Source organism: Pseudonocardia sp. N23 (assembly GCF_002583555.1).
Taxonomy (GTDB): Bacteria; Actinomycetota; Actinomycetes; order Mycobacteriales; family Pseudonocardiaceae; genus Pseudonocardia.
On sequence record NZ_BEGX01000019.1, the window covers coordinates 12,137 to 25,686 of the forward strand.

General features: G+C 73.1%; 15 protein-coding genes and 2 pseudogenes. 10 read left to right on the plus strand and 7 right to left on the minus strand.

The window, feature by feature from the left end; all coding sequences use genetic code 11:
* Nucleotides 1-62 precede the first annotated feature (62 nt).
* Both TOK_RS06890 and TOK_RS06895 read left to right on the plus strand, forming a co-directional pair.
* On the plus strand, nt 63-734 hold the full coding sequence (locus TOK_RS06890) for a response regulator transcription factor (protein ID WP_098956966.1): 672 nt from the start codon (nt 63-65) through the stop codon (nt 732-734).
* Complete coding sequence (locus tag TOK_RS06895; protein ID WP_098956967.1) at nt 731-1,870, plus strand: HAMP domain-containing sensor histidine kinase; 1,140 nt, start codon at nt 731-733, stop codon at nt 1,868-1,870. The genes TOK_RS06890 and TOK_RS06895 overlap by 4 nt, the downstream gene beginning before the upstream one ends.
* 377 nt (nt 1,871-2,247) lie before the next feature.
* On the opposite strand, the pseudogene TOK_RS35260 reads toward TOK_RS06895, so the two are convergent.
* Nucleotides 2,248-2,466, minus strand: a pseudogene (locus tag TOK_RS35260) (ATP-binding protein); the annotation flags it as partial.
* A gap of 21 nt (nt 2,467-2,487) precedes the next feature.
* The gene (locus TOK_RS06900; RefSeq protein WP_216361879.1) at nt 2,488-2,907 is read right to left on the minus strand and encodes a MarR family winged helix-turn-helix transcriptional regulator; all 420 of its coding nucleotides are present in this window, start codon (nt 2,905-2,907) and stop codon (nt 2,488-2,490) included.
* Nucleotides 2,908-2,984: 77 nt separating this feature from the next.
* Here TOK_RS06900 and TOK_RS06905 point away from each other — a divergent pair, with 77 nt between their 5' ends.
* The 4 genes from TOK_RS06905 (at nt 2,985) to TOK_RS06925 (ending at nt 6,547) form a co-directional block, all read left to right on the plus strand.
* Nucleotides 2,985-3,170, plus strand: a complete 186-nt coding sequence (locus TOK_RS06905) for a hypothetical protein (RefSeq protein ID WP_098956968.1) — start codon at nt 2,985-2,987, stop codon at nt 3,168-3,170.
* A gap of 994 nt (nt 3,171-4,164) precedes the next feature.
* Nucleotides 4,165-4,644 carry a hypothetical protein gene (locus tag TOK_RS06915; protein WP_098956969.1) on the plus strand — a complete coding sequence of 160 codons (480 nt, stop codon included), beginning with the start codon at nt 4,165-4,167 and terminating at the stop codon, nt 4,642-4,644.
* 190 nt (nt 4,645-4,834) lie between these two features.
* On the plus strand, nt 4,835-5,620 hold the full coding sequence (locus TOK_RS06920) for a hypothetical protein (protein ID WP_098956970.1): 786 nt from the start codon (nt 4,835-4,837) through the stop codon (nt 5,618-5,620).
* Between the two features lie 120 nt (nt 5,621-5,740).
* On the plus strand, nt 5,741-6,547 hold the full coding sequence (locus TOK_RS06925; protein WP_098957009.1) for an Fpg/Nei family DNA glycosylase: 807 nt from the start codon (nt 5,741-5,743) through the stop codon (nt 6,545-6,547).
* Nucleotides 6,548-6,666: 119 nt separating this feature from the next.
* Here the strand turns inward: TOK_RS06925 and TOK_RS06930 are convergent, their stop codons facing one another.
* Nucleotides 6,667-6,957, minus strand: coding sequence for a pyridoxamine 5'-phosphate oxidase family protein (locus TOK_RS06930; RefSeq protein WP_098956971.1), 291 nt, complete (start codon nt 6,955-6,957; stop codon nt 6,667-6,669).
* Nucleotides 6,958-7,000: 43 nt separating this feature from the next.
* Here TOK_RS06930 and TOK_RS32415 point away from each other — a divergent pair, with 43 nt between their 5' ends.
* Together TOK_RS32415 and TOK_RS06935 are read left to right on the plus strand one after the other, a co-directional pair.
* Nucleotides 7,001-7,420 (plus strand): hypothetical protein, encoded by a 420-nt coding sequence (locus TOK_RS32415; RefSeq protein WP_172457448.1) that lies wholly within the window; start codon nt 7,001-7,003, stop codon nt 7,418-7,420.
* Nucleotides 7,421-7,505: 85 nt separating this feature from the next.
* Complete coding sequence (locus TOK_RS06935) at nt 7,506-8,423, plus strand: SDR family NAD(P)-dependent oxidoreductase (RefSeq protein WP_172457449.1); 918 nt, start codon at nt 7,506-7,508, stop codon at nt 8,421-8,423.
* A 63-nt stretch (nt 8,424-8,486) separates the two neighbouring features.
* On the opposite strand, the gene TOK_RS32420 is transcribed toward TOK_RS06935, so the two are convergent.
* The 3 genes from TOK_RS32420 to TOK_RS32425 form a co-directional block, all read right to left on the minus strand.
* Entirely contained in the window at nt 8,487-8,648 is a 162-nt protein-coding gene (locus tag TOK_RS32420) for a hypothetical protein (protein WP_172457450.1), read from the minus strand.
* An 86-nt stretch (nt 8,649-8,734) separates the two neighbouring features.
* Nucleotides 8,735-9,946, minus strand: coding sequence for an FAD-dependent monooxygenase (locus tag TOK_RS06945; RefSeq protein ID WP_172457451.1), 1,212 nt, complete (start codon nt 9,944-9,946; stop codon nt 8,735-8,737).
* Between the two features lie 270 nt (nt 9,947-10,216).
* The gene (locus TOK_RS32425; RefSeq protein ID WP_216361880.1) at nt 10,217-10,774 is read right to left on the minus strand and encodes a hypothetical protein; all 558 of its coding nucleotides are present in this window, start codon (nt 10,772-10,774) and stop codon (nt 10,217-10,219) included.
* Between the two features lie 29 nt (nt 10,775-10,803).
* Between TOK_RS32425 and TOK_RS33230 the strand changes: the two are divergent.
* A pseudogene (locus TOK_RS33230) lies at nt 10,804-11,354 on the plus strand (AMP-binding protein).
* A gap of 115 nt (nt 11,355-11,469) precedes the next feature.
* Nucleotides 11,470-12,417: an AMP-binding protein gene (locus TOK_RS33240; RefSeq protein WP_216361884.1), complete on the plus strand. Its 948-nt coding sequence runs from the start codon at nt 11,470-11,472 to the stop codon at nt 12,415-12,417.
* Here TOK_RS33240 and TOK_RS06965 read toward each other — a convergent pair.
* Nucleotides 12,306-13,517, minus strand: a complete 1,212-nt coding sequence (locus tag TOK_RS06965; RefSeq protein ID WP_098956975.1) for a PP2C family protein-serine/threonine phosphatase — start codon at nt 13,515-13,517, stop codon at nt 12,306-12,308. The genes TOK_RS33240 and TOK_RS06965 overlap by 112 nt on opposite strands.
* Between the last annotated feature and the right edge of the window lie 33 nt (nt 13,518-13,550).

Consider the following 13,550-nt stretch of genomic DNA (forward strand, 5'->3'; position numbering starts at 1 on the left):
TGCAGGCCCGTATGCGCAGTTCGATACGTCGCCGATATCCCGCCGTCGGTAGCGTCGGACGGGTGCGTGTGCTGATCGTCGAGGACGAACCGCTGCTGGCGGAGGCCATCCGCGACGGCCTGCGGCTGGAGGCGATCGCCGCCGACATCGCCGGTGACGGCCACACGGCCCTGGCGCAGCTGAGCGTCACGACCTACGACATCGCCGTCCTCGACCGCGACATCCCCGGCCCGTCCGGCGACGATATCGCCGAGCACATCGTCGCCTCCGGCAGCGGGATGCCGATTCTGATGCTCACCGCGGCCGACCGGCTCGACGACAAGGCCTCCGGCTTCGAGCTCGGCGCCGACGACTACCTCACGAAGCCGTTCGCGCTGCGCGAGCTGGTCCTGCGGCTGCGGGCGCTCGACCGCCGCCGCTCCCACAGCCGCCCGCCGGTGCGGGAGATCGCCGGACTGCGGCTGGACCCGTTCCGGCGCGAGGTCTACCGCGACGACCGCTACGTCGCCCTCACCCGCAAGCAGTTCGCCGTGCTGGAGGTGCTGGTCGCCGCCGACGGCGGGATCGTCAGCGCCGAGCAGCTGCTGGAACGGGCCTGGGACGAGAACGCCGACCCCTTCACCAACGCCGTCCGCATCACCGTCTCGGCGCTGCGCAAGCGGCTCGGCGAACCGTGGGTCATCGCCACCGTGCCCGGGGTCGGCTACCGCATCGACCCGGGAGGCGAGCCGTGACCAGGACCCCTGGGACCAGCGTCCGGCTCAGGCTCACCCTCAGCTACGCCGGGTTCCTGATGCTCGCCGGCGTCCTGCTGCTCACGGCGGTGTGGGCCTTCCTGCTGCGCGACGTGCGGCTGCGCAACCTCGTCCCCGATCTCACCGATCTCCCGCGCGTCTTCCAGCCCGGGAACTTCGGGCCGAAGATCTTCGGCGTCGCCGCGTTCGCGGTACTGGCGTTCCTGCTCGTGTTCGGCCTCGTCGGCGGGTGGCTGCTCGCCGGCCACATGCTCGCCCCGCTGACCCGTATCACCGACGCCACCCGGTCCGTCGCGGCCGGGTCGCTCTCGCACCGCATCCGGCTGCCGGGACGCAACGACGAGTTCCGCGAGCTCGCCGACGCCTTCGACGCGATGGTCGCGCAGCTCGAGGCGCACGTCGCCGAGCAGCGACGGTTCGCCGCCAACGCCTCCCACGAGCTGCGCACTCCGCTGGCGACCACGCAGGCACTGCTCGACGTCGCCCGCGCCGATCCGGGACACGACTCCGGCGAGCTCATCGACCGCCTCCACACCGTCAACGCCCGGGCGATCGCGCTGACGGAGGCGCTGCTGCTCCTCGGCCGCGCCGACCGGCGGACCTTCGCCCGGGAACGCGTCGACCTGTCGTTGCTGGTCGAGGAGGCGACCGAGAGCCTCCTGCCGCTCGCCGAGGGCCGCGGCGCCACGATCACGACGGCCTGCGGCCCCGCTCCCGTCACCGGTTCGCAGGCGCTCCTGCTGCAGCTGACCACGAACCTCGTGCACAACGCGATCGTCCACAACCTCGCCGGCGACGCGGTCCCCCGCAACGGGCCCGGCACCGTCCGCGTCGGGACCGAGGTCCGGTCCGGAACGGTGCTGCTCACCGTCGAGAACAGCGGTGAACGGCTCGCCCCCGAGCTGGTGCCCACCCTCGTCGAGCCGTTCCGGCGCGGCACCGACCGCGTCCGCGGCCACGACGCGGGAGTCGGCCTCGGCCTGGCCATCGTCCGCAGCATCACCCACGCCCACGACGGTGTCCTCACCCTGGCCCCACGCACCGGTGGAGGGCTCCGCGTGACCGTGGAACTGCCCGCCGACCGGGCCGCCCCCGCGACGCCCGAGGGTCGGTAGCGACGCCGGCACCCGGTCAGCCTGCGTCCCGCTCGATCCGCCCGGCAGTGCACCCAAACCGAGGCGGACCGAACGGTCGGCGGCCCGGCGGTCCGGGTCCACGAGCATGCCGACGCCCGCTCCGGCCAGGTGGCCCACACCGTCGAGATCGAGGTGGAGCCGGTCACCTCGCCGCTGACCGCCAGCCGCAGCAGACCCTCCTCCCGCACGACCTTCAGCTGCGGGACGGCCGGGGGCGGCGTCGGGACGCGCCGGCGCGGGGGCCGTCGCCATCTCCTCCGGGAGCACCACGAACTCGATGACGGTCCCCGTCGGCACCCGACCGGACGTCGACCTCGTGGCCGAGCGTGCGGATGAGGTCGAGGCCGCGGCCCGGTACCCCTTCTCCGCGGGACGGGCCGCCAGGTCCCGTGGTCGGTCACGACGACGTGCACCGCGCCGCCGGACCGCAGCGTCACCCGCACGTCGTAGGTCCCGTCGACGTCAGGCGGATACGCGTGGTCGACGGCGTTCGCCGCGGCCTCACCTCTCGCGCTGAGCCGGGATCCAGGACTCGCGCGGAGGGTGCGGTGCCGTACGTGCGGTGCCGGCGGGATCGCGGAGCTGCCGGCGCACGATCAGAGGGGTGGTGTGCCCTCCGGTCCGGCGACGAGGTGGCGCAGCATCGGCTCGAGCCGGGAGAGCTCGGCCAGGTGCAGCTCGCTGAGCCGTGCGATGCGTTGTTCGCCCGCAGCCGTGAGGCGCAGGCGCACCGTACGGCCGTCGTCGTCGTCGCGGACCCGGTGCAGGACGCCCGCGGCCTCCGCCCGGTCGGCGAGGCCGACGACGCTGTGGTGACGGACGTTCAGGTAGTCCGCGGCCTCGCTCATGGTCGGCCCGCGCGGGTCGTCGTGGCCCTTCACCGCGAGCAGCAGCTGGTGCTGGGCGTGGGTCAGCCCCACCTTGCCGGCCTGTTCCTGGCTCCAGCTGTCGAACCGTCGCAGCGCGGTGCGGAAGCGCAGGAGATTCGCGTAGTCGGTGTGCGTCAGGCGGGACACGGTCCGACTGTGCCATGTCGCTGTTGCATCGTGGCACGGTGCAGAAGTATCGTAGTACGATACTTAGAGGAGGAGACATGTGGGAGGACATCGCGATCGCATTCGCGTGCCTGGGGTTCACGATCGTGGTCGCCGTCGTCGCAGCCGAGCTGTGGGCCATCGGCCGGGCCTACCCGACGTACGGTGCCGCCGCACGTCGCCGCACAGCCCGCGCGGCGCACGAGCATCCGACGATCGGCATCGCCGGCCACACACGACGATGAGCCGGGCGTCCGTACGCGAGCTCGCCACCGCACCGCTCATCGGCTACAGGATCGCGATCCCGATGATCTCCACCTGCGGGTGGACCGGGCACCGCTGCGCGCCTTCGTCGTCACCGAGCCGGCGGCTCCGCACGTCGGTGCTGTGACGCCGTGGACGACGCCGAGCTCGCCGTGCTGAACGCCCGCACCGATGAGTTGGACACCCGGGTCGAGCACCTGCTGCGTCGAGACTGAGAGCCGCCCGGCCTGTCGAGCCGCCGGACCGGTCGACCGGCGAGGTGGGGTTCTCCCCCGCGGACCGGGGGGAAACCCGCTGTCGCCAACGGCCCTAATCGGGCAAAGTTCGTCTCATCGGACGAACAAGCCGAACGTCGCGACAGGATCGGAACCGGGGCCCGTGGGGGGCCGACGGAACCGGTCTCGCGCACCGGTGGCGCAGGGCCCGTGGGGGGCCTCGCGTCACCGCCCGGCCGCCCGACCAGTGCGCGCCGGACGGCCAGGGCTTCGCCCTCCGGCGCGCACTCTGCTGTTCGGAGACCGCGGCCACCTGCCGAGCTCGACCTCAGCTGCCCGACCGGCCCCGGAACCGGGCCCACGTCGAACTCGGCGTGCGTCGAGGTGACCGGCTGCGCCGTTCCTGCCGACGGGACCGTCGTCGCGCATGATGGGCCTGTGCCTCCCGATCGGACACCGGACGGCCGGTGGCTCGTCGTCGACGGGCGTCGTTGGCGAGCCACCGACCCGGCGCTCCCCGACGACGCCCGCGCGCGGCCGCAGAGCCACCTGGGCGCCGCCCGGTCGGCGGTGCGGTCCGCGAAACGGGCCGGGGACGCCGACGTGCTCGACGCCGCCCGCCGCCGGGTCGGCGAAGCCGAACACGGCCTGGGCGAACGCGGAACACCGCGGTGGGAGCAGGACGACCGGGCCCGCCGACGACGGTGGACCGACGCACCGACGAGCCGGACACCGACGAACCGCACGGAAGGACCTGACGATGGACGATCTCGACGAGCTGTGGCGCGCCCTCGACCGCGTCGCCGCAGCCCCGGAGCTGCTCGTCGCCTGCGACTTCGACGGCGTACTGGCCCCCGACCTCGGCGACCCGGACGACGCCCGCGCCGAGCAGCTGTCCTCCGAGTCGCTCAACATCCTGCTCGCGCTGGCCCACACCACGGTCGCGGTCGTGTCGCGCCGCGACCCCGACGACGTCGCCCAGCTGATGCGCCTGTCCGGGACGAAGGGCGGCCTGCGCCACGTCATGCCGCAGGACGTCGGCACGTTGCGCGCCGACGCCGACGCCATGGTCCGGATCAGCGTCGACGAGGGGCCACGGCATCTCCGGGAGGGCGACGTCGCCGTCACCGTGATGAACGAGGACGGGTCGACGACGACGGCTTCCGGCTACCTGGTCGTGGACACCGAGAGCGTGTCGGAGGTGCTGGAGGAGCTCGCCCGCCTCCGCCGCGGGATCTGAGACGCCGCTACGTCGCGAACCGCGCCGAGCCGGTCAGTGCAGCGTGTAGGTGGCGGTCATGGTGCGCTCCTCGGTCCGGTGGATCGGTTCGAGAGGTGAGGACTCCGGGCGGCGCCGGGACTCACCGGCCTGCGCGCGAAACTTCCCGGACCCGGCTGTCCGGACGCGCCGGCTCGGGCAGGATGGGCGCGTGGCGGGCGCAGCGGGGCGGACGACGAGTCTGGCTCTCGAGCTGCCCGGGACCGGGCCCGACCCGATCCCCCTGGACACCGCGGTCGCCGCGGTCCTCGGCTACGCCCGCGGCTGCCGGCCCGCGTGGTTCCCGTTCGTCTGGCCGCAGGGCCGCTGGGTGGAGCTGCCCGCCTTCGGCTGGACGCGGTTCGACACCCTCGAGACCGGCCCGAACGGCGACGACGACGTCCTGCTCGGCGAGGGGCTGCACGGGAGGCTCGACCGGACCGGCTGGGCGGACGTCCGCGACGCCGTCGCCCGCGTCGCCGCCCCGGCCTCGGCGGCCGTCGCGCGCGCCCGCGGGTCGGCCCTGTGGGAGCTGGACGACGACGAGCTCTCCGTCCTCGGCGAGCCGGGCACCGTCGGCGCCGCCTTCCGCGACATCGACCAGGCCGGCGGCGCCCATCCGGCCCACGTGCGGGCGATCCTGCACCACCGCCACCCGGCGCTGATCCCGCACCTGACCCGGTCCACCCGCAGGGCCCTGCTGCCGCACTCCCACGAGGGGGACAGCGGCGTCGAGGCCGTCGTGCGGCGTGAGCTGCGGGCCAACGCGGAGGCGTTCGCCCAGCTGGAGCAGTCCGTCGCAGCGCTGGTGGGCGACGCCCGGCCGACCCGGCTGCGACTGCACGACATCCTGCTCTGGCTGGCATCGACGCTGCGCCTGACCCACGCGGTCACCCTCGGTACCGCGACCCCGGAATGGCGTGCCCACCTCGAGGCGGACGGCCGGCCCGACGCCTAGGAGGACCGGCAGCGCTCACAACCGGGACGCATGTCGAGCTCGGCAGTTGCCGGGAGAGTTCCTGTGTTGTCACCTGTGCCCGCAGTGATCGACGTCGTCGCCCCGGAGCGGAGAGTGCGCATGCCCGAGCTGCCCGAGGTGGAGTCGGCGCGGGCGGTCGTCGAACGGTCGGCCCTGGGCCGTCGCATCGCCGACGTCGACGACTCCGACTCCTACGTGTGCCGGCCGCACCCGCCGGGAGAGCTGCGCGCCGCGCTCACCGGCTCGACCCTCACCGCCGCACACCGCCGGGGCAAGTCGATGTGGTGCGACCTCGGCTCCGGCGACGTCATCGGTATGCACCTGGGCATGTCGGGCAAGATCGTCGTCGCCGACGTGGACGGGACCGAGGTCGACGGCGGCGACGACTGGGAGTTCGGGCGGCAGGCGGGGGACTACCGGTTCTCGCGCTTCTCGCTGACCTTCGCCGACGGCGGAACCCTGTACCTGATCGACCCGCGACGGCTGGGCCGGATCCGGCTCGACCCACCTGTCGACGAGCTGGGACCCGACGCCGCCGGCGTCTCCGAGGAGCAGTTCCTGTCGGTGGTCCGCGCCGGCCGGACGCCGGTCAAGGCTCGGCTGCTCGACCAGCACGCCGTCGCCGGCATCGGCAACCTGCTGGCCGACGAGATCCTCTGGCGGGCCCGGCTGAACCCGGCCCGCCCGGTCGGGTCGCTGCTCGGCGAGGACCGGCACCGGCTGTTCGAGGCCGTCGGATCCGCCGTCGACGAGGCATTGCGCAAGGGTGGGGTCCACACGCTGCCTCTCGTCCCACATCGGCACCGCGGCGGCCGGTGCCCCCGCGACGGGATCCTCCTGTCGACCTCGACGGTCGGCGGACGCACCTCGTACTGGTGCCCTGCCCACCAGCCGCGGGTGCCGTAGCGCCGGGCGGGACCCCGCGGCGTCGCCGTTGCCGGACCGGGCGCCCGCGCACCAGGTGGGTTCGTGCCGATCGTCGTCGATCGACGGCCATCATCCGACCCTGCCCCTTCCGGCCCCGCTCAGCCGAACGTCGGGACCACGACGTGGGTCGGTTCCACGAGGAACGCCTCGCGGGCCTCACCGCGGGGGCAGGGCCCGCCGGTGTACTTGGCGAAGGTGCGGTCGACGATCGCCCAGCCGGCGTCACCGTCGACGCGGGCGACGACACGGCCGCGGACGAGCGCGCTGCGCGTCAGGTTCTCCCGGTCGGTCACGGAGGTCGCGATGCGGTCGTCGGCGTCGAGGTTGCGGCCCTTGCGGGAGGCCGGTGAGGTGAAGAACGCGAGACGGTCGCCCTCGACGTCGATCATCACCGGGACGGAGTGCGGTCCGCCGTCGGGCAGCAGGGTGGTCGTGATAGCCGGCCTCGACGGCCCACCGGGCGAGATCGACGGCGCCCTGCGTGGCGATCGGCGCCCGGACACCGGCGAGGAAGCGCTGCAGCCGCAGGGTCCGCTGCAGCTCCTTGGGGCCGACTCCGACCGCGGCCCGGACCCGGCGCCGCAGCTGGCGCTCGGAGATCGACAGCAGCTCGGGCAGCGCGGCCGGTCCGCCGCTCCGCCACGGCATGAGGTTCCGGACGGCCTCGTCCACGAGCGGGTCCGGCTCGCCGGCCGCCTCGGCGACGAACGAGTCGAGCCGGTCGAGCGCGGCCCGTGGGGTGGCGGCGGCGCCGAGGGCGTCGGTCAGCCGGGCCACGTCGCGCCACAGGTCGGTGCCCGCGACGTCCCGGCCCGTCCGAGATCGTGGAGACGGCCGCATGGACCGCGTTGACGAATCCGCGTCCTGCGGAGAGCCTGCGGGGATGAACCCGACGTCATCATCCGAACCGCTGCGGTTCGACGATCGAGTGGCCGTCGTGACCGGCGCCGGGCGAGGGCTCGGGCGCGCCTACGCGCTCGCGCTGGCCGCGCGCGGCGCCCGGGTCGTGGTCAACGACCTGGGCGGCAGTCTGTTCGGTGACGGCACCGACGCCGCACCGGCGGCCGCGGTCGCATCCGAGATCACGGCGGCCGGCGGCGCGGCGCTGGCCGACGACTCCGACGTGGTGTCGGAGGAGGGCGCGGCGTCGATCGTCACCACGGCCGTCGAGGCGTGGGGGCGCGTCGACATCGTCGTGAACAACGCCGGGATCCTCGTCCCGGGCGCGCTGCCCGAGCTCACGGCCGCCGACCTGCGGCGCCACCTCGACGTGCACGTCGTCGGCGCCTTCAACGTCACCCGGGCGGCATGGCCCCACCTGGTCGCACAGGGGTACGGCCGCGTCGTGCTGACGACGTCGGTCGGCATGTTCGGCGGCGAGCACCTGATCTCCTACGCCACCGCGAAGGGAGCCTGCGTGTCGCTGGGCCGCTCGCTGGCGGACGCGGGCCGGACCCGCGGCGTCCTGGTCAACATGATCGCGCCGGCCGCCGACACGAGGATGGTGACCGATCCGCTGTTCCGCCGGCAGTCGGGGCTGCCGCCCCTGGCGCCGGACCACGTGCCGGACCCGACGCGGGATCCCGAACGGGCAACGCCGATGCTGCTGGCGCTGGCGCACGAGTCCTGCCCCTGCACGGGCGAGACCCTCAGCGCCGGGCTCGGCCGGTTCGCGCGCGTCGTCTGGGCGGAGACGGCCGGCGTCGTCGCGACCGACCTCGGGCCCGAGGATCTCCTCACCCGCTGGGACGAGGTCGTCGACCCCGCCTCTCCCGTCTTCCCCGCGTCGACCAGCGACGCGGTCCGGGCGCGCGAGGCACGCATCGCCACCGCGCTCTCCGACCGTACGGGCTGAGCCCGGGAGGAACGGTGCCGACGGGACCGGCCGGTGTGGTCCGGCCGATCCCGTGGGCGACGGTCAGTGCCCGTGACCGTGCCCGTGCCCGTGGTCGTCCGCGTGCTCGTCGTCGTGGGAGAGCAGCGCCCGCTCCTCGGTGGTGCCCTGAGGAGCCCCGTCGACGACGTCGTCACCTCCGGCACGTTCTCCCTCGACGGAGGCGTCCTGGACGTCGAGGGACAACGTGTGGATCGTCGGGACATCGTGCCCGGCCGGCGCAGGGCCGTGGATCGGACGGCGGGCGCACCCTCCGTACCGGAGCCGGAGACCTACTGCGTGGCCGCCGAGGTGATCGACGGTCCGGAGTCCGGCACCCCCGCGTAGTCGGGAAGCTCCACGCCGTTGATCGCGCGCTGCACCAGCGCCATGAGCGCCTCCATGTCCGGCTCCGGGGGCGAGCCCGCGTCCGGAGCGGGAGCCTCGAGGCTGGTCACGTGCATCCTGCCGATCTCCTGGTTGGCTTCGACGAACGGACGCATCAGCTCCTCGTAGGCCGCGAAGCCGGCCTCCGGGTCCCAGTCGGCGGCAGCCAGCTCCCCGGCCAGCAGGTACGCACCGACCAGGGCCAGTCCGGTCCCACCCCCGGACATCGGCGACGAGCTGTACGCCGCGTCCCCGAGCAGCCCCACCCGCCCGCTGGACCATCGGTCCATCACGACCTGCGCGACCTGGTCGAGGTAGAAGTCCGGGGTGTCGTCGAGGTGGTCGAGGATGCGCTGGGTCTGCCATCCGAAGCCGGCCATCCGCTCACGCAGGACGCGCTTCTGGGCCTCGACGTCGCGGTGGTCGACGTCGAAGTCGGCCGCGGGGAACGAGAGCATCGCGATCGCCCTGGTGGCGTCCTTGACGGGCCGCAGACCGGCCGAACGCCCGGAGTCCTGGTAGTCGATCAGCCAGCGGTCGAGCCCGAACTCGTTGGGCACGGTGTAGAAGGCCAGCACCAGCCCGAGGTGGCGGATGAACTGCTCACGCGGGCCGAACACCATCGACCGCACCGACGAGTGCAGCCCGTCCGCCCCGATCACCAGGTCGAAGCGCCGCTTCTCACCGCCCGCGAACGTCACGTCGACCACGTCGCCGTCCTGGGTGAGCTCGGCGATCCGGTCGCCGAAGAGGTACTCGACGCCGTCCTTCGTGTCGTCGTAGAGCACCTGCGCCAGGTCCCCGCGCAGGATCTCGATCTCCGAGATGTACCCGTCGCCGCCGTCGTCGTCGGCGCGGTAGGTCTCCAGGACGTTCCCGTCGACGTCCACCGTGTAGGCGCCCGCGGTGTCGGTGCAGGCTGCGCGTACCGCCGCGTCCAGCCCCATCCGCTTGATGATCTCCTTGGACACGCCGCGCGCGTCCACCGCCTGCCCGCCGGGGCGCAGCCCGGGAGTCCGCTCGACCACGGTCACCTCGGCGCCCCGCCGCCGCAGCCAGTGGGCCAGCGCCGGACCCGCGATGCCGGCTCCCGCCACCAAGACCTCGATACCGCTCACCGGTGCCTCCTCCGTCTGCTCGTCGAAGGGAAGACACCGACGGCTCCCGAAACTAATCGGCCTCCGGGTCCATCGCCCGCACGCCCCGCCGCCGACGCCGACGACCTCCGCTTCGTCCACGGGACGAACATGTTCGCGTCCGCATGACCAACGCGTTCCTGCGGCTGCTGCACCGGGCTTCGAGCGGTGGCTGTACGCCTCCCACGACCTCGTCGAGGGCGACGACCTCGCACCGTCCTGTCAGCCCTGACCACGCACGGGGAGCACCGGTCAGGTCGGTCGCCGATCGCGGTCGCCGAGACCGTCGAACAGCATGGCGGTGTAGGTCTCGACCACTTCGTCGGTGTCCGCGTCCTCCTCGCCCCGGATCCAGCTGCTGACGCCGTTGAGCATGTCGAGCAGGCCGAGTGCGGCCGGCGAGGGGTTCAGCTCGCGGAACTCGCCGCCACGCATGCCCGCGGCGAGGACGTCGCGGACCCGGCGGTTGTAGAAGTGCAGGTAGCCGTCGATCTCAGCGCGGTGGTCGGGGGTGAGCGACGACCGCTCGTGCAGCCCCACCAGGAACTCGACGCGCCGGCGCAGCAGGTGCCGGATGTGCGCCCCGACGAGCGCGGTGAGCCGTTCGGCGGTGCCCTCCCCGCGGCGTCGAGCAGGGGGAGGTTCTCCTCGACGGGCTCCCGCGTCACCGACGGGCAGACCTCGTAGAGGATCTCCTCCTTCGAGGAGAAGTGGTGGTAGAAGGCCTACCTCGCCGCCGTCGGGGAGGGCACCGTCAACGTCGGGGCGCTGCCGAAGACCGCCCAGGACGCCGACAACTTCGCCGAGCACCTCGCCCAGGTCCCCGCGATCGTCGTCGCGTGCGCGGAGATCGACGGCCTGCACCCCAGCACGCCCGCACGCAGCCGCGCAGGCCCGCGATCATCGCCTACGACCCCGCGGGCAACCGGACCGAGACCACCTACAGCGACCTCGACGAGCGCGCGAACCGCTTCGCGGCGCTGTTCGCCTCCCGCGGGATCGGCCGCGGCGGGCGGATCGCCTCGATGGCGCGCAACGGGGTCGACGTCGTCGCGGCCTACTACGGCGCCCTCAAGATCGGCGCGGCGTTCACCGGGGTCAACCCGCTCTACCGCGAGGCCGAGGTCACCACCGGCTCCGGCACAGCGGGGCGGCACTCGTCCTGGCCGAGGACGTCTTCGCCGCCGTCGCCGAGCCTGCGGGCGTCGACCCGCTGACCTACGGCCCCGACCTCGACGAGCTGCTGGCCGGGCAGCCCAGCGCGGAGCCCGACGTCGAGCTCGACGAGAACGATGTCGCGCTGATCGTCTACACCTCCGGGACCGAGGCGGAGCCGAAGGGCGTGCTGATCCCGCACCGCAACTACCTGGCCTCGACGGCGCCGGCGTGAGGCTGGGGTCTGCAGACCGGACCGGCCGACACCTGGCTGTTCGTGATGCCGTTCCACACGATCGCGGGGCTGGGCTCGATGACCAGCCTGACGCTGATGGGCGCCACCCTCGTCCCTGCCCGCCACCGCCGACCCCGCCACGGCCCTGCGGATCATCGGGGGCGAGGGCGTCACCGTGATCGCCCAGACCCCTACCTTCTACATCACGCTGTCCACACAGGACTCCTTCGGCCCGGACACCGTCGGCCGGGTGCGGCGCTGCATGACCTACGGCGGCCAGATCCCGCCACACGTCATCGACGCGTGGGCCCCCGCCGCACCCGAGGTCATGTGGGGCACCTACTGGGGACAGTCCGAGCTCTCCCAGCTCGGGACCGTCGGCTTCCTCAAGACCCTCGCGGACGTCCCCGGTGCCGATCCCACCTGGATCGGGAAGCCCGTGACCCACCTGGAGATCCGTGTCGTCGACGCCGAGGACGACGACGCCGAGATCGGCGAGCTGATCTGCCGCACCCCGTCGGCCATGCTGGGCTACCTCGACGACCCCGAGCGCACCGCGGCCGTCTTCCGCGACGGGTGGGTCCGCACCGGCGACATCGTCCGCGTCGACGCCGAGGGCAACCTGTTCTTCCACGACCGGCTCAAGGACATGATCAAGTCCGGCGGGATGAACGTGTCGAGCCAGGAGGTCGAGTGGGTCGTCCACACCCATCCCGCGGTCGAGCGCGCCGCGGTCGTCGGGCTGCCGGACCCGTACCGGTCCGAGGCCGTCACGGCGTTCATCGTGCTCCGCGCGGGCCACGCGCTCACCCAGGACGAGCTGATCGAGCACTGCCGCATGGAGCTGGCGAGCTACAAGGTCCCGAAGGCGGTCCACCTCGTCGACGAGCTCCCCGTCGACCCTCAGGGAAAGATCCTCAAGCACCGTCGCCGCACCCTGAGCGCCGGCTGTCAGTCCGGCCGGCCGAGCGGCGGGCCGCCGTGCCAGTCCAGGCAGACGACCGTGGCGTCGTCACGCAGATCGCCGCCCGTGGCCACCAGGACCTCCTCGCCGATGGTGTAGACCACCTCGCGGGGATGCCGGTCAGCGGTCGCGGCCAGGAGCGCCTCGACGTCGACAACCTCGGCGTTGCGTTCCAGGATCCCGTCGGTGACCAGGACGATCCGGTCCCCCGCGCGCAGGTCGACGTGCTGCACCGCGAACTCGTGGCCGGCGTAGAGGCCGAACGGGATGTCGATCCCCAGCTCGATCACGGCGGCCTCACCCCCACGGACCCGGTACGGCAACGGATGTCCCGCGTTGACGACGGCCAGCCGCGCACGAGCCCGGTCGACGCGGACGAGCTGCCCGGTCACGAACTCCCCGGGCCGCGAGTGGGCGACGAGCGCATCGTTGGCACGGCCGGCCTGGTCCAGCAGGTCGAGCTGATGACGACGGCCGTTGCGCAGGCTGCCCACCAGCACCGTGGCGAGAAGGGCGGCGGTGACGTCGTGCCCGACGGCGTCGGTGATGGACAGATGCAGGCTGTCGCGGTCGAGGGCGTAGTCGAAGGTGTCCCCGCCGACGGCGTTGGCAGGCTCCAGCCAGCCCGACACGGTGAACTGCCCCGCCTCGCAGGTGAACGCGCTCGGCAACAGCCGGCGCTGGATCTCCGCGGCGAGGGAGAACGGGGTGCTGCGTTGCGCCCACTCGAACAGGTCGGTGTGCCGACGGCTGCCGACCACGACGTAGGCGAGAGCCCGGGCCGCCGCCGCGATGTCCGCGATCGCGAACCCGTCGGGGGTCTCCGGCAGACGCACCTCGACGACGCCCATCGTGTCGCCCCGGTCGGTCACCGGCACGATCAGCCTGCTCCCGTCGCGGTCGGTACGAAGATCGGGTCGCTGCGAGCGGAGAACCCCCTCATAGACCGTGCCCGCCAGCTGAACGACGGGAACGTCCTCGGCGGCGCCCTGATGGAGCCGGGCCGCGTTGGCGTCCGTGCCACCGAACCGCGCGACCGCCCGCCCGCTGAGGTCGGTGATCCAGAACCAGACGTCGGTCGCCGACAACATCGCGGCCATCGCATCGGCCATGACGTCGATCGCCTCGACGGGTGAGGCCGCCTCGGCCATGTCCATGAGTTCCCGCAGGTCCAGCACCGGGACCCGGGAGGAAGGCATGCGACGAGACTAGTGACAGCCGGGCGGACAGCG

What these genes read in the sequence shown, in the direction of transcription:
- TOK_RS06905 (WP_098956968.1), top strand. Translation starts at nt 2,985, where the DNA reads ATGTGGGAGGACATCGCGATCGCATTCGCGTGCCTGGGGTTCACGATC.
- TOK_RS06915 (WP_098956969.1), top strand. Translation starts at nt 4,165, where the DNA reads ATGGACGATCTCGACGAGCTGTGGCGCGCCCTCGACCGCGTCGCCGCA.
- TOK_RS06925 (WP_098957009.1), top strand. Translation starts at nt 5,741, where the DNA reads ATGCCCGAGCTGCCCGAGGTGGAGTCGGCGCGGGCGGTCGTCGAACGG.
- TOK_RS06930 (WP_098956971.1), bottom strand. Translation starts at nt 6,957, where the DNA reads ATGATCGACGTCGAGGGCGACCGTCTCGCGTTCTTCACCTCACCGGCC.
- TOK_RS06965 (WP_098956975.1), bottom strand. Translation starts at nt 13,517, where the DNA reads ATGCCTTCCTCCCGGGTCCCGGTGCTGGACCTGCGGGAACTCATGGAC.